Below are 18,113 nucleotides of genomic sequence, written 5' to 3'. Positions count from 1 at the left end.
GGGCAGGTCTTCGGCGAAGTCGTCCGGTTCCCATTCAGGGCCGTACGGTGCGACGGTGATGACCAGCTTTTCCTGGGTCTCGGGGAACAGTGCGTCGTCGTGGAAATGCATAACGTGACTCCAATCGTGAGGGCTGCGAGAACCGAATGCCTGTGATGTGACCGGCACTGGAACTTCGAGGTGATGCAGATCACGATAGCGGGGTTGAGGGCGTCATACTTGACGGATTGGGACGAAAATATTGACGGTTTGGGGCGTCGTAAATTTTTCGTTTACTCGAGTTGAAGTTCCGACCAGGCCTTCGGGCTCGATCCGAATTGTTGACGGAACCATCGGGAGAATGCGCTCAGCTCCGAGAATCCGAGTTCCGTGGAAATCTCGGTGAGTGAGTGATCCCCACGTTCGATTGATGCGCGTGCGTGCTCTTTGCGAACCGAGTCCAGGATCGAGGAGTAGCTTTCCCCGGCCTGGGCCAATCGTCGGTGTAGCGTGCGTCGGTCTATTCCCAGGCTGTGGGAGATTCGGGTGGCCGAGCAATGCTCAGTGGGTAGGAGGGTCGCAATTAGATCTCGGACCTGTCCGACGGTGGAGGGGTTCTCGGGTGGCGCGAGTAGTCCGAGGTATTCCTGGGCGTATGGCCGTAGAACTGGGTTGGACAGTCGGTTTGGTGCGTCCAAATCGCTTGTAGCAATGATGATCCCGTCAATCTCGTGATTGAAGGAGATGGACGGGCCAAGGGCCTGAATGTGCCTGGTGTTATCGGCCGGCATCGCATGGGTGAAGCAGGTTGATACCGGAAGCCATCCATCGGGCAAGAAGTCGGACAGGATCCGGACGATTGATGCGACGACCAGCTCGATCGACTGCTGCCCGAGGGTTATCCCTTCTGCCGACAAGACTTGAATCGTGGCCAGCCCCCGCGATTCGGTCAAGCTCAGACGAATTGCCTCGTTATGTAAGTTCATGTGGCGCAAGACAATTCCCAGGGCGCTGCGAACGTCCGGCTCTTCGCGGGCAATCAGTCCCACGGGTCCGAGATTTGATACACCGCGATCGCCGGACATCCTGATGCCGAAATCGTCGCGGCCGGACTGGGATGCGGAGAGTTCGAGCAGTTCGCTCACCGACTTCGCGGCAATCCATCCCTGGGTTGCCGCAAACGTTGCCGGGTCGATCCCCGAGACTCGCATCAGTGGGTAGGGGTTCAGTCCCACCGACTCTGCGACCTCGACGTATCCGTTCAGAACCGCGCTACGTAACTTCAGCATGTCTCATACCGTCAAGCATCGTGACCCGATCCGTCAATAGCCGTAGCGGATATTGCGAAATCGAGATCTGTGCACTGTTGCCGAAGACGTAGATTCAGCACATGGATCTTCGTCAAATGGAGTACTTCCTTGCAGTTGTCGACTGCGGCGGCGTGACGCGAGCGGCTAGCGAACTCCGAGTCGCGCAGCCCTCGCTCTCCCAGGCAGTGCGAAAGCTGGAGAGTGATCTCGGCACAGAGTTGTTTCATCGTGTCGGACGAGGATTGGTGCTGTCGCCGGCAGGGGAGGCGTTGGTGGGTCCGGCGCGAATGATCCTCCGGGAAGTTGCTTCCGCGGAAACTGCGGTGCGGGATGTCGGAGCAATGCGTGGCGGTCGTATCGACATTGCGTCACTGTCGGATCTCTGCTCCGATCCCTTGTCTGTGTGGGTTTCGAAGTTTCGTCGCCGGCATCCGGAAGTCCGCTTTCATGTCGAGGAGCGCGATTCCACTGCCGATGTTGTTGCGCTGGTTCGATCCGGCGCATGTGAACTGGGCTTTCTGTCCCTACCAATGCCTACGGAGAATCTGGAGAGCGAGGAGTTGATCGATCAGCAGTTGGTCCTCGTTTCCCCGCCGGGTACTGAGGCTCGCTGGCCGGATCCGGTTCCGGTAGGCAAACTTTCCGGTGTTTCGTTCGTGATGAGCGAGCGGGGTACGCCGGACCGCGACTTCATCGATCACTCGTTGCGGCTCAACGGGGTGGAGCCCGATGTGGCTGTCGAGGTCCGGCACCGCGGCGCAGTGCTCCCCATCGTTCTCTCCGGCGGCGGGTCAGCCATTGTTCCGTTGCGTAGCGGCCTCGACGCGTTGTTGCGTGGCGGCGTCGTGCGGGAACTGTCTCCGGCGATGACACGCCGGATGGGGGTCATTTCCCGGCCGGGCCGGATGAGTGAGGCCGCCGATCAATTCTTGACTTGCTCGCGAGACTCGATCGCGGGATTTGCCGAGGCCATCGCCGAACAGATGAAAACTGGACGGTCGCTTGTTGATTCGGCGAAATTTATCCGAGATGCGACGGACAGTCGCATGCGGGACGAGAACGCCCGGACCGCTCTCGATATATAGGTAATTGCAGTGACTTCCCAGTTCTTTCGTCTTTGACCGTATCGGTCCCGCGGCCTTGAATGGTGTGTACCAAGTCACACCCAATGTGGGCGCAGGTCGCATCTTCCAGCCGGACGGTCCCTGCCAGGAAAGTTCAGAGCACACCGCTGCTGTCCACTTGTGAGGTGATCCGTTCCGTTCTCGAAGGGACCTCATGACACAAACGCTTGCGACCACCCTCTCGAAGTCGCCGCCATCGACGATGCGCCGTGCCTGGGTGATCACCGGAATGCTCGTCATCTTCATGCTCATCAACCATGCCGACAAATCGGTTATCGCCTTTGCCGGCGTACAAATTCAGAAGGACCTGGGGTTGTCGCCTCAGCAGTTCGGCCTCGTTCAAAGCAGCTTCTTCTGGCTCTTCGCTGCCGGCGCTTTGATCTTCGGCGCGTTGTCTTCCCGGGTGAACATCCGGTGGCTACTGGCCGGGTTGGTGCTGATCTGGGTTGCCACGATGGTTCCGCTACTCAGTCCGGTCAGTTTCGGTGTACTGATTGCCTGCCGGGTTGTCCTCGGCTTTGCCGAAGGTCCGGCGTTTGCTCTTGCGAACCACGCAGTCCATTCGTGGTTTCCTCCGGAAAAGCGAGCTATGCCCGGAGGTTTCGTAACAGCTGGTGCCTCGATCGGCACTCTGATCGCAGCCCCGGTGCTGACGTGGATCATCGTTGCCTGGAGTTGGCATGCCGCCTTCTACGTGCTCATTGCCATGGGGTTGGCCTGGGTCGTGGGCTGGCTGATTCTGGGCCGGGCTGCGCCCGCGGAACTCACTGCGGCCCAGCCGTCTTCGGAGCAGCAATCCGCCATTGTCGTGGATACCGTGGATGCGCCGTACCGCGTCATTCTCAAGACCGGCACGGTCGCCGGCATCGCACTTCTGATGTTCTGCTCGTACTGGTCCACCACTCTCAAAGTGTCGTGGCTCCCGGTCTACCTGACCGACGGTTTGGGCTACGACACTCTGACCACGGGCCGGCTCGTGATGCTGCCTTACGCACTTGCCGCCGGTGGTGCGATCGGCGCCGGTTGGCTGTCGAACCGTTTGATCTCCCGCGGTGTCAGCCGTCGTGTTGCCCGCGGCTACCTTTCGGCCGGCCTCATTTCCAGTGCCGGTATCGCGATGGTCGGATTTACCCTGCTCCAGCAAGGCGTCCTGCAGATCATTTTGATCTCGTTGGCATTCTCGCTCAACACCGCAGCCTTCGGTGTGGCACTGGCGGCCATCGCCGATGTTGTGCAGTCGAAGAAGCGCGGCATGGTTCTTGGTGGGCTGGGCGCTGTTTCGAGCATCTCCGGTATGGCAGCACCACTGGTGCTCGGGTTCTCGGTCGGCAACTCCGTCGACAAGATCACCGGCTACGGAACCGGATTCCTCATGAGCGGAATCCTGATGATCGTCGGCAGTGCCATCGCGGTCTTCATGGTCAATCCGGAGCGCGACATCAATCTCATTCGCAGTCGAGTCGAGGAGTCAGCATGACAGACCAGCCTTTGGACGGAGTCCGCGTCATCGACTTCGGTCAGTTCATCGCAGCTCCGGCAGCCGCGCAGGTGCTCGTAGACCTGGGGGCCGATGTCATCAAGGTCGAGCCCATTCACGGCGAGGCAGCTCGAGGCATCGGACCTCACGGCGACGCGATGTTGCAGACGTACAACCGCAACAAGCGTGACATCGCAGTCGATCTGAAAGACCCCCGTGGACAAGAGATTGCGCGGCAGTTGATCGCGGGTGCCGATATTGTCCTGCAGAATCTCCGGCCCGGTGTGATGGATTCGTTCGGACTCGGAGCCGACGACGTGCGATCGAGGAATCCGGAGATCGTCTACGCGACAGTCAGTGGCTTCGGACTGCACGGCCCTTCGAAATTCCGTGCCGGGCTCGATATCGCCGCGCAGGCCGAGAGTGGTCTGATGTGGGTGACCGGAGAATCCGACGGGGAACCGCAGAAGGTTGGATCCCAAATCGTAGATGCGGCAACTGCTTACGTGTGTGCTCAGGCGATTCTCGGTGCATACATCCGGCGATTGCGTACCGGTGAGGGTGACACCGTGGAGGTGTCGCTGCTCGAAGTGGCCATCCACCTCCAGGCTCCGAACTGGGGTGCCTACCTGGCGACGGGGCAGGAGCCGAAGCGTCGGGGCAACGGGCAACCGACCGTCGCGCCGGCCGCGGACATCATGCCGACCACGGACGGAAGTCTTGTCCTCTCCGCATACTCCGAGATTCACTTCCGGCGACTGTGTGAATTGTTGGGGCGATCGGAACTTGCAGACGATCCGCGATTTGCCAATAACAAAGCGCGCGTGGAGAACCGTACGGCGATGCTCGCGGAACTGCATTCCGTGTTCGCGACGATGACAAGCGACGAGGCGATGGGTTTGCTCACGCCCAACGGTGTTGTCGCCGGCAAGATCAATACTTACGCCGAAGCGATGCGGAGTCCGGACGTCGAGGCGTCGGGGATCTTCATCGAGGTGAGTCAACCGGACGGCGTATCGGTTACCACTCTCGGCACTCCGTGGCACCTTGCCAGTATTCCGAAGCCTCCCACTGCCGGAACCCCCAATCTCGGTCAGCACACCGGCGAACTTCTTCTCGAACTCGGCTACGCGGCGGAGACCATTTCCGCACTCGCTGCTGACGGCGTGATCGCACTCAACTGAAGGCCGCAACCCAACTGCTGTCGTTCCTGTAGCTGGATCGACCCGTTGCCAGAACGAAGGTATTTACTATGCAACGCAACATTTTCAACGAAGACCACGACGCGTTCCGAGACTCGGTGCGCCAGTTCATCGCCAAGGAGATCGTGCCCAACCTTCCCGATTGGGAGGAAGCCGGTTGCATCCCCCGTGACTTCTACCGGAAGACGGCGGAGATCGGTATCAACGGTCTTCAGGTGCCCGAAGAATTCGGTGGTGGAGGAATCGACAGCTTCTTGTTCAATACGGTTGTCTACGAGGAGATCGGTTACGCTGCTGCATCACTCGGAGGCTTCCAGGTACACCTCAACACCGTACTTCCGTACTTCCTGGAATATGCGAACGACGAGCAGCGCAACCGCTGGTTCCCGGGTTTCGCGGACGGCGGCCTGGTCAGTGCCATCGCGATGACCGAACCGGGAATCGGTTCGGATCTGGCCGGCGTGACAACTACCGCAGTAAGGGAGGGTGACGACTACATCCTCAACGGCAGTAAGACGTTCATTACCGGCGGCATCAATGCAGATCTGGTGATTGTGGTTGCACGTACCTCACGCAATACCGAGAATCGGCGTAGTGGGCTGTCGTTGATCGTGGTCGAGGCGGGCATGGAGGGATTCAGCCGGGGACGCAACCTCCACAAGATCGGCATGAAGTCCAGTGACACCGCTGAACTGCTCTTCGAGAATGTTCGAGTCCCGGCTCGAAACATCCTCGGGGAGGAGGGAAACGCGTTCTCCATGCTGGCGCACAACCTGCCGCAGGAACGCCTCTCGATCGCCATCACCGCTCAGGCGACCGCGACCGCAGCGGTCGACCTTGCCATCGATTATGCGAGGGAACGCGTTGTTTTCGGTAAGCCGCTCACAGACTTCCAGAACACGAAATTTGTTCTCGCGGACTGTGCGACAGAACTTGCCGCTGGTCAGGCATTGATCGACCAGGCTCTTGTCGCGCTCGATGCCGGAACTCTCAGTCCCGCCGACGCAGCGAAGACGAAGCTGTTCTGCACCGAGGTGCAGGCCCGGGTCATCGACAAGTGTCTGCAGATCCACGGTGGTTACGGCTACATGAGCGAATACCCAATCGCGCGTCTGTACACCGACGCCCGCGTCACCCGAATCTTCGGTGGCACAAGCGAAGTAATGAAGAGTGTTATCTCGAAGTCGATGGGACTGTAACTGACATGCACATCAAAGAAATCAATGCAGTCGTCACCGGTGGGGCCTCCGGGCTCGGCCTGGCCACGGCCACTCGGTTGGTCGAATCCGGGGCTACCGTAACCCTTCTCGACCTTCCCCAGTCGCCCGGTGCCGAGCAAGCGCAGGCCCTCGGCCCGGCGGCAAACTTTGTGGCCACCGATGTGACCGATTCAGAGGCTGTCGCAGCGGCTTTCGCGAGTGCGGCCGAACGGGGACCGGTCCGGGCAGTAGTACATTGCGCCGGCCGTGGACGTCCGATGCGGATCCTCACCAAGGAAGGAAAGGCCGCCCCGCTGGAACCCTTCGAATCCGTCGTGAACCTGAACGTGATCGGCACATTCAACGTGTTGCGGTATGCGGCCGAGACGATGGCCACCAACGAACTACTCGAAGGTGACCGCGGCGTGTGCGTCTTGACGGCATCCGTTGCGGCGTTCGAAGGTCAGATCGGGCAGATCAACTATGCTACGTCCAAAGCGGGTATCGTCGGCATGACGTTGCCGGCAGCCAGAGATCTTGCCGGCGTGGCTATTCGAGTCTGCACAATTGCCCCAGGGGTGTTCGCCACACCGCTGCTCCTCAATGCGAGGGACGATATTCGTGAAGCCTTGGCGTCGTCGGTCCCACATCCGCGTAGGCTCGGCGACCCCGCAGAATTTGCGGCACTGGCGGAGCACATTATCGAGAACGGAATGCTCAACGGCGAAACTATCCGCTTGGACGGTGCCATCCGAATGGCTCCGCGATGAGTGCCGCGGTTGCTATGACGGAGGCATCGGTACTGACCGAAGCTGTCGGCTCGGTGCTCGTGATCACTCTGAATCGTCCGAAGGCCCGTAATGCGGTCGACAGTGTGGTTGCCCATGCGATTGCTCAAGCTGTCGACCGGCTGGAATCAGACCCTTCTCTGAGAGTTGGAGTGATTGCCGGATCCGGCGGTTTCTTCTCCGCTGGAATGGATTTGAAGGCATTTCTACGTGGGGAGAGCCCACGTGTCGAGGGTCGCGGTTTTGCGGGGCTGGTGGAGGCTCCGCCCACCAAGCCGTTGATCGCGGCGGTAGATGGCCCTGCATTGGCCGGTGGATTCGAGATAGCTCTGGCCGCCGATTTGATAGTCGCTTCGCCGACGTCGACCTTCGGGCTTCCGGAAGTTCGGCGTGGGCTGGTGGCTGCGGCTGGTGGATTGACCAGGCTTCCCGGACGGATTCCGCGGGCCGTGGCGATCGAGATGGCACTCACCGGAAAGGCAATGACTGCAGTCGAATTGCAACCTTTCGGACTGGTTAATCGCCTCGCGCCGGAAGGCACAGTACTTCAGGCGGCCATCGAACTCGCCGAGGAGATTGCCGCCAACGGCCCACTTGCCGTACGAGCCAGCAAGCGCGTGATCGACGAGTCGCCGGCGTGGGCGCCGGCCGAGGCGTTTGCCCGGACACGCGAGATCGTGATGCCCGTTTTCGATTCGAACGATGCCCGTGAAGGTGCTTCGGCTTTTGCTGCGGGACGCGCGCCGATCTGGACCGCGACGTGACCGCGAAAACAGAAAGACTAGGAGAAGACAATGCGTGATGCTGTAGTGGTAGAGGCTGTTCGGAGTCCGGTGGGGCGTCGGAAGGGGCAACTCGCGGAGGTCCATCCCGTGGACCTGTCGGCGACGGTACTGAACGCGTTGATCGAACGAGTCGGGATCAGTGCCGACGCAGTCGATGACGTCCTGTGGGGTTGCGTCGGGCAGGTCGGGGAACAGGCGGGGAACATCGCGCGTAACGCAGTTCTGGCTGCGGGATGGCCCGAACACGTGGCTGGAACCACGATCGAAAGGCAGTGTGGATCGAGTCAGCAAGCGCTACATTTTGCTGCGGCCGGGGTGATTTCGGGTCAGTACGACATTGCCGTTGCCGGCGGTGTCGAGTCCATGACTCGTATTCCGATGGGGTCTGCGCGCAGAGTTGGCCTTGGCAGCGCCTACACCGACGCGATCCTGAAGCGGTACCACGGAGTGGAGTTCAATCAAGGGCTGGGGGCTGAAACTCTCGCTGCCCGATACGATCTCAGCAGATCCTGGCTGGACGAGTACAGCCTTGAATCGCACAGGCGTGCTGCTCGGGCGATCGATGAGGGGCGCTTCGACCGCCAGATTGCGTCGATTCCACTACCCGACGGAACAAAATTCTCGACAGACGAAGGAATCCGCCGGGAATCGACGGCGGAGAAGCTGGGGCAAATCAAGCCCTCGTTCGTCGAAGACGGCCGGATCACTGCCGGAAACTCGTCGCAAATTTCGGACGGTGCCGCTGCGCTGCTGGTGATGACGAGCGAACGTGCGAAAGAACTCGGACTCGTGCCGTTGGCGCGGGTGCATACCGCCACGGTGATCGGCGACGACCCGGTCACCATGCTGGCCGGCCCGATTCCGGCCACTGCCCGGGTCCTCGAACGGGCAGGTCTGCAACTGGACGACATCGGTGCCTTCGAAGTCAACGAAGCGTTCGCCAGTGTTGTCGGGGCGTGGATGCGTGCGACCGGCGCCCGGGCCGACCGTGTGAATGTCAACGGCGGCGCAATCGCGATCGGCCACCCGCTCGGAGGTTCGGGTGCTCGGATCGCCACGACGCTGGTGCATCACCTGCGTGACGAGGGAGTTCGCTACGGACTCCAGACCATGTGTGAGGGCGGCGGTATGGCGAACGCAACCATCTTCGAGAACCTGAGCGCGACAGGCTGAGTGCGTCAGTCGCGTTCGCGTTCGCGGTCGTCCTTGGCGCGCTGCAGGAACGGGCTGGGGTTCTGGCCACCGATGGGACCGTGGCCGAGGACACCGTGCTCGTAGGCGGACTCCGCGTGTAGGGCGACGTCGATGCCTCGGGCTTCGTCTTCCCGCGAAATGCGGAAACCGAAAGTTTTGTCGATGAGTTTCCCGAGGCCGTAGGTGACGCCGAAGGCGTAGAGTGCGACCACGACGACCCCGACGAACTGCTTGCCCAGTTGTGCGAAACCGCCGCCGAGGAACAGGCCTTCCGGTCCACCGGTCATGACAGCCGTCGCAAGCAAACCGATCATCAGCGATCCGATGATGCCGCCGACGAGGTGGACGCCGACAACGTCGAGGGAATCGTCGTAGCCGAGTTTGTGCTTCCAGCTCACCGCGTACGAGCAGACGATTCCGGCAACCAAACCGATGATCGTGGCACCGAACATGTTGACGGTTCCGCAAGAGGGCGTGATGGCGACCAGACCGGCGACGACGCCCGACGCGGCGCCGAAGGTGGTGGGGTGGCCGTCGCGATTCTGTTCGACGAACAACCAGCCGAGTAGGCCGGTGCAACCCGCGACCAAGGTGTTGAGGAAGATCTGTGCGGCCATGCCGTCGGCGGCGAGCGCGGAGCCGGCATTGAAACCGAACCAACCGAACCAGAGCAGTCCGACGCCGAGCAGGACGAACGGGAGGTTGTGCGGACGCATCGACTCGGCCTTGAAGCCCATTCGCTGGCCGAGGACCAGGGCAAGCGCGAGTCCCGACGCGCCGGAGACGATCTCGACGACGAGGCCACCCGCGTAGTCGAGTGCTCCCATCCGGGCGAGCCAGCCCTGCGGATTCCACACCCAATGGGCGACGGGTGCGTAGACGAGCAGCGACCAGATCGGGACGAAGATCATCCAGGCGGAGAACTTCGCACGATCCGCGATCGCCCCGCTGATGAGTGCTGCGGTCAGGATCGCGAAGGTCAGTTGGAAGGTTGCGAACAGCACTTCCGGAACGTTCCCGTGCACGGTCGACGGGTCGATGCCTGCCATGCCGAGGTGTTCGAGTCCGCCGATGATGCCGCCGTGATCGTCGCCGAATACCAGGCTGTACCCGACGAACAGCCAGGCCACGGTGACGAGCGCGATGGAGACGAAGCTCATCATGATCATGTTCAGCACGCCGGTCGAACGGACCATGCCGCCGTAGAACAGGGCAAGTCCCGGTGTCATCAGAAGAACGAGGGCGGTACTGACGAGCAGCCAGGCGGTTGCTCCGGCGTCGATGGTGGCGGGCACAGTTTTCTCCTCCCACACACGGACCTGTCCGCGTGCACGAAACCCACGATGCGTGTGTGTGGTTTCCGCTGCACTGCCATTGTGTTGCGAACATGTTTCGACGCAAAAGCCAGTGGTTTTTACCTGTCGTACGTCGCCGGTAGTCTTTGCGCGTGGCCCTGTACCGGAAGTATCGACCGGCGACTTTCGCCGAGGTGGTGGGGCAGGAACATGTCACCGCACCACTGAGCACCGCCCTCGACGCAAAGCGCATTAACCATGCCTACCTGTTTTCCGGCCCTCGCGGCTGTGGAAAGACGTCGTCGGCGCGTATTTTGGCGCGGTCGCTGAACTGCAAGGAAGGCCCCACGTCGACGCCCTGTGGGGTGTGTAATTCCTGCATCGCGCTCGGTCCGGGTGGGCCGGGAAACGTCGACGTCACCGAGCTCGACGCTGCCAGCCACGGTGGTGTCGACGACACTCGTGAGCTTCGCGACAAAGCTTCTTACGCCCCCGTCGAGTCGAAGTACCGCATCTTCATCATCGACGAGGCTCACATGGTTACGGTGGCGGGCTTCAACGCTCTGCTCAAGATCGTGGAAGAGCCGCCGGAGCACCTCATCTTCATCTTCGCGACCACGGAACCGGAGAAGGTTCTTCCGACTATCCGTTCGCGTACGCACCACTACCCTTTCCGTCTCCTGGCGCCGTCCACGATGCGTGGGCTTCTGGAGAAAGTCTGCGGGCAAGAGGGCGTGCCCGTTGAGCCGACGGTCTATCCGTTGGTCATCAAGGCCGGCGGCGGATCGCCGCGTGACTCCCTGAGTATTCTCGATCAGCTTCTTGCCGGCGCCGGCGATGAAGGCGTTACGTACCCGCGCGCGCTCTCACTTCTCGGTGTCACCGACGTCGCGCTCATCGACGAGGCAGTAAATGCGTTGTCGGCCAGCGACGGTGCGGCACTGTTCGGAACCATCGAACGTGTCATGGACGCTGGTCACGATCCGCGTCGGTTTGCCCTCGATCTGCTCGAGCGTCTACGTGATCTCATCCTGATGCAGGCCGTTCCCGATGCCAGCGAAACCGGATTGGTCGATGCTCCCGAGGCTGAACTGGTAACGATGCGAGAGCAGATTCAGCGCGTCGGACCGGCTGCGTTAACGCGTTTCGCCGAAACAGTCCACGCTGGTCTGGGTGAGATGCGAGGCGCTACTGCACCGCGGTTGCTCCTCGAAGTGATCTGCGCCAGAATGCTGCTGCCTTCGGCATCGGATGCCGAATCGGCTGTGCTTCAGCGGTTGGAGCGAATCGAAAGAGGTATTCCCGCAGTGGGTTCCGGTGCGGCGCCGGCGCAATCTGTGCAGCCCGCGCAACCTGCACACGTGGCACCGGTTGCTCAGGCACCTGGCTCGGCTCCGGAGGTCGAGTCCAAGTTCCAGCGTCCCTCGCAGCGTAAGCCGGAAGCAGAGGTTGTGACGCCGGCACCGGAGCCTGTCGCGCCTGAGCCTGTTGTCGCGCCGGTACCTGTGGCTGCGCCTGAACCGGCGTCTGTCGCGCCTGAACCAGTCGCGCCGGCTCCCGTTGTCGAGCCTGAGCCAGTTCACGAGCCTGTTGTCGTGGCCGAATCTGAGGCCGTAGTCGAAGCTGCACCCGCAGTCGAACCCGAGCCTGCTGTCGAACCTGAACCTGAAGCCCCAGTTTCGGCCGGTCCTACCGTTGACGTTTTGCGCGATGCCTGGAACACGTTGCGCAACAAGGTGGGTGAGCGAAACAAGGTTCTACCCGCGATGCTCTCAGCCGCAACAGTTCATGACGTGAGGGGGCAGGTGCTGGTGATCGCGCATGTCACTCCGGTGCTCGGTGCCCGTGTCACCTCGCCGCACAATGCTGCGGTCATTTGTGAAGTGCTTTCCGAAATGTTCGGAGGCACTTGGCAAGTGGAGTATCAGGAGGGCGCTCCGACGGTTCATGCTTCCGCTGCGTCGGCGAAGCCTGCCGAGGCTCCCGTTCGTGCTGCGGCAGCGCCGCGTTTTTCGCGACCCAGCCAGGAGCGGGCGGCGCAGACACCGGCGTCGACGTCCACGCAGCGGGGACCGGATCGCGGTTCCGACGACATTCCGCCGCCCGAGGCCCCGGACTATCCGGATGACCCCGAACCGGAGGTCGACTACGAGGCGACACCTGCTGCGGCCACGCCGGAGGAAGAGAAGCAGATGGTTGCCGAGGCTGCGCAGCCTGGCGATCCGAGTACCCGACGCGATCCGGAGGAAGTAGCAAAAGAGCTTCTCAAGGATGTTCTGGGAGCCCGCAAACTCGAATAGTCAAGAGTTTCCCTAATTTTTGCAAAAGGCCACAAGTTGGACATCTGACCAATACGATCATTGCGGCGATGGCTTTGCCGTCGACCCTTTGTGTCGAGGTGAGGTGGGTGTTCTGCAGATGCTGTCCAGGCTGCGAAAGAAGACGACTACAGTGCTGGCGACCGCGTGCGTCGCGGCTGTCTGCGCAGGAGTGGTGGGTGTTGGATCCGCCGGTGCGGCCCCGCCGGTTCCGGCGCCGGCCACATTGTCCACGAGCACGGATGGCTCGTCGCGAATCGTCGATGATCAGGGGCGGACGGTCATCCTGCGAGGCGTCAACGTCAACGGTCTCGGTGAGTACTACCAAGAGTTTCCCGACCTCGACTCGACGATGCCTCTGACGGAAGCCGATTTTGCCGGAATCGCGGCCAAGGGCTTCAACGTGGTTCGGCTGATCATCACGTGGTCACTGATCGAGCCGCAGCGCGGGGTTTTCGACGACACGTACCTCGACCGGATCGCTGAGGCCGTGAACTGGGCGAAGATCCACGATATCGGTGTCATTCTGGACATGCACCAGGATGCCTGGGGTCCGGCGGTCAACTCGCCCGATGGAACTGTGTGCCCGAGTTTCATGAAGCCCGCAGTCGGTTGGGACGGCGCCCCGGCGTGGGCGACGGCGATCACGGACCCGATATATACGTGTCGGCTGGAGGACTCCCGTGAGGTATCGGTAGCGGTTCAGACGTCGTTCGAGAATTTCTACAACGACCTGAACGGGATCCAAGGCGAGTTCATCAAATCCTGGGAGTTCGTGGCCCGCCGGTTCGCCACTGATCCGGCCGTCGTCGGATATGACCTGCTCAACGAGCCCAATCCCGGTCTGGCTATCGGTTTTAACGATTACGTTCGCTTGGGCCAGATGTACGACCGACTGGTTCCGGCTATCCGAGCGGCCGAAGCATCGGTTCCGGGCGGATTCAGCCATACGGTGTACTTCGAGCCAGGGGTGATGTCGAGCATCCTGCCGACGCCGGGTCCGTCGACGGGTAGCGCAGGTTCTTCGGGCAGCGGTGGTTCTACGGGTTCGGCGTCTTCGGGTCCGTCCGGATTCACGTCGGATTCCAACCTCGTCTACGCGCCGCACATCTACAACGAGTCGCTGCCGTTGGCGATGGGCACCATCGAGGAAGGCTTTGCCAACGCGCAGAAGGCAGCCGACAACTACGGGACTCCGTTCTTCTCCGGTGAATGGGGATTCTTCTCCGACGATCCCGCCGACGACGCGCCCAAGTTGGTCCGATACGCCGCGGCGGAGGATTCCTACCTCATCGGCGGTACGTGGTGGCAGTGGAAGCAGGCCTGCGGGGATCCGCACAACGTTCAGTTGCGCGGCAACCGTCCCGATTGCCAACCCGGAACTTTCGGCGGCCTGGCAAGCTTCCCGGCGAACGATCCGCTGCTGCCAATCCTGGCCCGGGCGTACCCGCGTGCAGTTCCCGGTGAGCTGACAGCTATCCGGGCGGATGTGCCGACCGGGGCACTCGAGGTCGAGGGTGTCGCGGACCGGACTGGGGTTTCAGCAGATCTGTGGGTGCCGGAGCGTTGTGGAAGTCCGGCGGTGTCCGGAACCAACGTCGGAGCTGCCGCGGTTCGCTCGGTCGACGGGGGCTATCGGGTTTCCGTACCGGTAACCGCTGCCGGTGCCTACCAGGTCGATGTGGTGTGCGCAGGCTGAAAAGCAACAGATAATCGCTTTTCGTGAACAGCAGGCAACTGCTGTCCGACGTACCGGCGACACTCTCGACGCATCGGTGTGGGGGTGTCGCTGGCCGCGTTTGTGGGGCAGGATCGGGCAGGTCGGAACCGGTGGTGGCCACCGACGGCCGACGTCGTGATCACCTCGGTCACGGAGCAGGATCGCTTCAGTCCTTCCCATATTTCTGTAACGCGTTCTAGAGTGGGAGGGCTGAGGTTTGCAGTGGGCTGAGCGCCGTACACACGGGCTCGGCCGAGGCAGACCGGTTCGACGCAAACAGGGTCGACGCATACATGGAAGGAACACCTCACAGTGACCACAGAGGCATTCATTTATGAAGCCATCCGTACCCCGCGAGGCCGCGGCAAGAAGACCGGTTCGTTGCACTCGGTCAAGCCGATCTCGCTGGTCACGGGTCTGATCCAGGAACTGCGCGTGCGCTTCCCTGATCTCGACGAGGATCGGATCTCCGACCTCATCCTGGGCGTCGTCACTCCGGTGGGCGATCAGGGCATGGATATTGCGCGCATCGCGGTCAACGACGCCAAGTTGCCGGACACCGTCGGTGGCGTGCAGCTCAACCGTTTCTGCGCATCGGGTCTCGAGGCAGTCAACATGGCTGCTCAGAAGATCCGCTCGGGCTGGGACGAGATGGTGATCGCCGGTGGCGTCGAGTCGATGTCCCGCGTTCCGATGGGCAGCGACGGCGGCGCCTGGGCGCTGGATCCCGCGACCAACTACGACAACTACTTCGTTCCTCAGGGCGTCGGCGCAGACCTTATCGCCACCATCGAGGGCTTCTCGCGTGACGACGTCGACGCGTACGCAGTGCGTTCGCAGGATCTTGCTGCGAAGGCGTGGACCGGCGGATACTTCGCCAAGTCCGTTGTTCCGGTCAAGGACATGAACGGGATCACCGTCCTCGACAACGACGAGCACATGCGTCCCGGAACCACGGTCGAAGGCCTCGCCGGCCTGGCATCGGCGTTCGGTGTTGTCGGTGAAATCGGCGGCTTCGACGCCGTAGCGCTGCAGAAGTACCACTGGATCGAAAAGATCAACCACATTCACCACGGTGGAAACAGTTCGGGAATCGTCGACGGTGCGGCACTCGTGCTCGTCGGCAGCGAGCAAGCCGGTAAGGACATGGGTCTGACCCCGCGCGCCCGCGTCGTTGCTACCGCCACCAGCGGTGCCGACTCCACGATCATGCTGACCGGCCCCACCCCGGCATCGAAGAAGGTTCTGGCCGCGGCCGGCCTGACGGTCGACGACATCGACCTCTTCGAGATCAACGAGGCCTTCGCCTCCGTCGTCCTGAAGTTCCAGAAGGACATGAACATCCCGGACGAGAAGCTCAACGTCAACGGCGGCGCTATCGCCATGGGTCACCCGCTCGGTGCAACCGGCGCAATGATTCTCGGCACGATGGTCGACGAACTCGAGCGTCGCGGCGGCAAGCGCGCACTCATCACGCTGTGCATCGGTGGCGGCATGGGCGTTGCCACCATCATCGAACGCGTCTAAGAGACCTGCCCCCTTCTTCACTCGGACTTACCAGGAGACGAATCAGCGTGACCGAGAACAACATGATCAACTGGGAGCAGGACTCCGCCGGCATCGTCGTGCTCACCATGGACGACCCCAACCAGGGCGCCAACACCATGAACAACCTGTACAAGCAGTCGATGGGCGCTACCGTCGATCGCCTGTACGCCGAGAAGGACTCCATCACCGGAGTTGTCCTCACTTCTGCCAAGAAGACCTTCTTCGCCGGTGGTGACCTCAAGAACATGATCAAGGTGGGCCCCGACCAGGCTCCCGAAATCTTCGAAGAGGTCGGTGTCATCCGGGCGGCTCTGCGTCGCCTCGAGACCCTCGGCAAGCCGGTTGTCACGGCCATCAACGGCGCGGCACTGGGCGGCGGGCTCGAAATCGCTCTGGCAACCCACTACCGCATCGCAGCCGACGTCAAGGGCGTCAAGATCGGCCTGCCCGAGGTCACCCTCGGTCTGCTCCCCGGTGGCGGTGGCATTGTCCGCACTGTTCGTATGCTCGGCCTGCAGAACGCGCTCATGGGCGTCCTGCTTCAGGGCCAGCAGCGCGGACCGGTCGAGGCCAAGGAAGTCGGCCTCGTCGACGAGGTTGTCGGTTCGATCGAAGAACTGGTTCCCGCTGCGAAGGCATGGATCAAGGCGAATCCCGAAGGCGGCGTACAGCCTTGGGACAAGAAGGGTTACAAGATCCCGGGCGGAACTCCGGCCACTCCGGCGTTTGCAGCCAACCTTCCGGCATTCCCGGCGAACCTGCGTAAGACCCTCAAGGGTGCTCCCATGCCGGCTCCGCGCGCCATCATGGCCGCAGCTGTCGAGGGTTCGCAGGTCGACATCGACAACGCACTGATCATCGAGGCACGGTACTTCACGTCCCTCGTTACCGGGCGTACTGCGAAGAACATGATTCAGGCGTTCTTCTTCGACCTGCAGGCGATCGGCTCCGGCGCCTCGCGTCCGAAGGACATCGCCAAGACCCCGATCACCAAGATCGGTGTCCTCGGCGCCGGCATGATGGGCGCCGGCATCGCGTACGTTTCCGCGAAGGCAGGCTACGAGGTCGTCCTCAAGGACGTCACCATCGAGGCTGCAAACAAGGGTAAGGCGTACTCCGAAGCCATTGAGGCCAAGGCACTCTCGCGCGGCAAGACCACGCAGGAGAAGTCCGACGCACTGCTCGCCAAGATCACCCCGACGGCTGACCCGGCAGATTTTGCCGGCGTCGACTTCGTCATCGAGGCAGTTTTCGAGAGCCAGGAGCTCAAGCACAAGGTCTTCCAGGAGATCGAGGACATCACCTCACCCAACGCACTGCTCGGCTCCAACACCTCGACGCTGCCCATCACGGGCCTCGCCACCGGCGTGAAGCGTCCGGAAGATTTCATCGGAATCCACTTCTTCTCTCCCGTCGACAAGATGCCGCTGGTGGAGATCATTCGCGGTGAGAAGACGTCCGACGAGGCTCTGGCTCGCGTATTCGACTACGTCCAGGCAATTCGCAAGACGCCGATCGTCGTCAACGATTCGCGTGGCTTCTTCACCTCGCGCGTCATCGGCACGTTTATCAACGAGGCCATCGGCATGGTTGCCGAGGGCATCGACCCGGCCACCGTCGAGCAGGCCGGTATGCAGGCCGGTTACCCGGCTGCACCGCTTCAGCTTTCGGATGAGCTCAACCTCACCCTGATGCAGAAGATTCGCAAGGAAAACGCGGACGCAGCCAAGGCCGAAGGTCGGGAGCTCCCGGCAGATCCGGCCGGCGGAGTCATCAACTTCATCGTCGACGCGGGCCGCACCGGCCGTCTCGGAGGCGCTGGATTCTACGACTACGCCGAAGGCAAGCGCACTGGCCTCTGGTCCGGACTGCGAGAGAACTTCAAGTCCGGAACCTCGGATGCTCCGATCCAGGATCTCATCGATCGCATGCTGTTCATCGAGGCAATCGAGACACAGAAGTGCTTCGACGAGGGTGTTCTCATGACCACCGCCGACGCCAACATCGGCTCCATCATGGGTATCGGCTACCCGGCCTGGACGGGTGGCGTCAGCCAGTTCGTCACCGGCTACGAGGGTGGCAAGGCTGGATTCGTCGCTCGCGCGCAGGAATTGGCTGTCAAGTACGGCGAGCGGTTCACCCCGCCGGAGTCGCTGAAGTAGGGGCGTAGCCCC

At 61.8% G+C, this 18,113-nt stretch carries 13 protein-coding genes and 1 pseudogene; 11 read left to right on the top strand and 3 right to left on the bottom strand.

Going from position 1 to position 18,113, the window contains the following annotated elements:
• Both MTX36_RS26255 and MTX36_RS26250 read right to left on the bottom strand, forming a co-directional pair.
• Positions 1 to 111 (bottom strand): annotated as a pseudogene (locus tag MTX36_RS26255) (3-keto-5-aminohexanoate cleavage protein); the annotation flags it as partial.
• Between the two features lie 161 nt (positions 112 to 272).
• Positions 273 to 1,268: an AraC family transcriptional regulator gene (locus MTX36_RS26250; RefSeq protein ID WP_243622605.1), complete on the bottom strand. Its 996-nt coding sequence runs from the start codon at positions 1,266 to 1,268 to the stop codon at positions 273 to 275.
• Positions 1,269 to 1,369: 101 nt separating this feature from the next.
• Here MTX36_RS26250 and MTX36_RS26245 point away from each other — a divergent pair, with 101 nt between their 5' ends.
• The 7 genes from MTX36_RS26245 (at position 1,370) to MTX36_RS26215 (ending at position 9,037) form a co-directional block, all read left to right on the top strand.
• Complete coding sequence (locus tag MTX36_RS26245) at positions 1,370 to 2,374, top strand: LysR family transcriptional regulator (protein WP_243622604.1); 1,005 nt, start codon at positions 1,370 to 1,372, stop codon at positions 2,372 to 2,374.
• Between the two features lie 193 nt (positions 2,375 to 2,567).
• Positions 2,568 to 3,890 carry an MFS transporter gene (locus tag MTX36_RS26240; RefSeq protein WP_243622603.1) on the top strand — a complete coding sequence of 441 codons (1,323 nt, stop codon included), beginning with the start codon at positions 2,568 to 2,570 and terminating at the stop codon, positions 3,888 to 3,890.
• Positions 3,887 to 5,074, top strand: a complete 1,188-nt coding sequence (locus tag MTX36_RS26235; RefSeq protein WP_243622602.1) for a CaiB/BaiF CoA-transferase family protein — start codon at positions 3,887 to 3,889, stop codon at positions 5,072 to 5,074. The genes MTX36_RS26240 and MTX36_RS26235 overlap by 4 nt, the downstream gene beginning before the upstream one ends.
• A gap of 68 nt (positions 5,075 to 5,142) precedes the next feature.
• Positions 5,143 to 6,291, top strand: coding sequence for an acyl-CoA dehydrogenase family protein (locus tag MTX36_RS26230; protein ID WP_243622601.1), 1,149 nt, complete (start codon positions 5,143 to 5,145; stop codon positions 6,289 to 6,291).
• Between the two features lie 5 nt (positions 6,292 to 6,296).
• Positions 6,297 to 7,061 carry an SDR family NAD(P)-dependent oxidoreductase gene (locus MTX36_RS26225; RefSeq protein WP_243622600.1) on the top strand — a complete coding sequence of 255 codons (765 nt, stop codon included), beginning with the start codon at positions 6,297 to 6,299 and terminating at the stop codon, positions 7,059 to 7,061.
• The gene (locus MTX36_RS26220) at positions 7,058 to 7,843 is read left to right on the top strand and encodes a crotonase/enoyl-CoA hydratase family protein (protein WP_243622599.1); all 786 of its coding nucleotides are present in this window, start codon (positions 7,058 to 7,060) and stop codon (positions 7,841 to 7,843) included. The genes MTX36_RS26225 and MTX36_RS26220 overlap by 4 nt, the downstream gene beginning before the upstream one ends.
• A 30-nt stretch (positions 7,844 to 7,873) precedes the next feature.
• On the top strand, positions 7,874 to 9,037 hold the full coding sequence (locus MTX36_RS26215) for a thiolase family protein (protein ID WP_243622598.1): 1,164 nt from the start codon (positions 7,874 to 7,876) through the stop codon (positions 9,035 to 9,037).
• A 5-nt stretch (positions 9,038 to 9,042) separates the two neighbouring features.
• Here MTX36_RS26215 and MTX36_RS26210 read toward each other — a convergent pair whose 3' ends face one another.
• On the bottom strand, positions 9,043 to 10,353 hold the full coding sequence (locus tag MTX36_RS26210) for an ammonium transporter (protein ID WP_243622597.1): 1,311 nt from the start codon (positions 10,351 to 10,353) through the stop codon (positions 9,043 to 9,045).
• Between the two features lie 152 nt (positions 10,354 to 10,505).
• On the opposite strand from MTX36_RS26210, the gene MTX36_RS26205 reads away from it, so the two are divergent.
• The 4 genes from MTX36_RS26205 (at position 10,506) to MTX36_RS26190 (ending at position 18,101) form a co-directional block, all read left to right on the top strand.
• Positions 10,506 to 12,653 (top strand): DNA polymerase III subunit gamma and tau, encoded by a 2,148-nt coding sequence (locus tag MTX36_RS26205; RefSeq protein WP_243622596.1) that lies wholly within the window; start codon positions 10,506 to 10,508, stop codon positions 12,651 to 12,653.
• Between the two features lie 193 nt (positions 12,654 to 12,846).
• A complete protein-coding gene (locus MTX36_RS26200; protein ID WP_243622595.1) occupies positions 12,847 to 14,370 on the top strand; it encodes a glycoside hydrolase family 5 protein in 1,524 nt (507 codons plus the stop codon).
• Positions 14,371 to 14,703: 333 nt separating this feature from the next.
• Positions 14,704 to 15,918 carry an acetyl-CoA C-acetyltransferase gene (locus MTX36_RS26195; protein WP_169632476.1) on the top strand — a complete coding sequence of 405 codons (1,215 nt, stop codon included), beginning with the start codon at positions 14,704 to 14,706 and terminating at the stop codon, positions 15,916 to 15,918.
• A gap of 62 nt (positions 15,919 to 15,980) precedes the next feature.
• On the top strand, positions 15,981 to 18,101 hold the full coding sequence (locus MTX36_RS26190) for a 3-hydroxyacyl-CoA dehydrogenase NAD-binding domain-containing protein (RefSeq protein ID WP_243622607.1): 2,121 nt from the start codon (positions 15,981 to 15,983) through the stop codon (positions 18,099 to 18,101).
• Positions 18,102 to 18,113: the final 12 nt, after the last annotated feature.

Origin of the sequence: Rhodococcus sp. ARC_M6, assembly GCF_022810305.1 — a bacterium.
In the GTDB taxonomy this organism is placed as follows: Bacteria; Actinomycetota; Actinomycetes; order Mycobacteriales; family Mycobacteriaceae; genus Rhodococcus_F.
Note: the sequence above shows the minus strand (reverse complement) of the source record. Positions and strands in the feature narration are given on the sequence as shown.

What these genes read in the sequence shown, in the direction of transcription:
- MTX36_RS26215 (WP_243622598.1), top strand. Translation starts at nt 7,874, where the DNA reads ATGCGTGATGCTGTAGTGGTAGAGGCTGTTCGGAGTCCGGTGGGGCGT.
- MTX36_RS26240 (WP_243622603.1), top strand. Translation starts at nt 2,568, where the DNA reads ATGACACAAACGCTTGCGACCACCCTCTCGAAGTCGCCGCCATCGACG.
- MTX36_RS26220 (WP_243622599.1), top strand. Translation starts at nt 7,058, where the DNA reads ATGAGTGCCGCGGTTGCTATGACGGAGGCATCGGTACTGACCGAAGCT.
- MTX36_RS26235 (WP_243622602.1), top strand. Translation starts at nt 3,887, where the DNA reads ATGACAGACCAGCCTTTGGACGGAGTCCGCGTCATCGACTTCGGTCAG.
- MTX36_RS26190 (WP_243622607.1), top strand. Translation starts at nt 15,981, where the DNA reads ATGATCAACTGGGAGCAGGACTCCGCCGGCATCGTCGTGCTCACCATG.
- MTX36_RS26230 (WP_243622601.1), top strand. Translation starts at nt 5,143, where the DNA reads ATGCAACGCAACATTTTCAACGAAGACCACGACGCGTTCCGAGACTCG.
- MTX36_RS26250 (WP_243622605.1), bottom strand. Translation starts at nt 1,268, where the DNA reads ATGCTGAAGTTACGTAGCGCGGTTCTGAACGGATACGTCGAGGTCGCA.
- MTX36_RS26245 (WP_243622604.1), top strand. Translation starts at nt 1,370, where the DNA reads ATGGATCTTCGTCAAATGGAGTACTTCCTTGCAGTTGTCGACTGCGGC.
- MTX36_RS26225 (WP_243622600.1), top strand. Translation starts at nt 6,297, where the DNA reads ATGCACATCAAAGAAATCAATGCAGTCGTCACCGGTGGGGCCTCCGGG.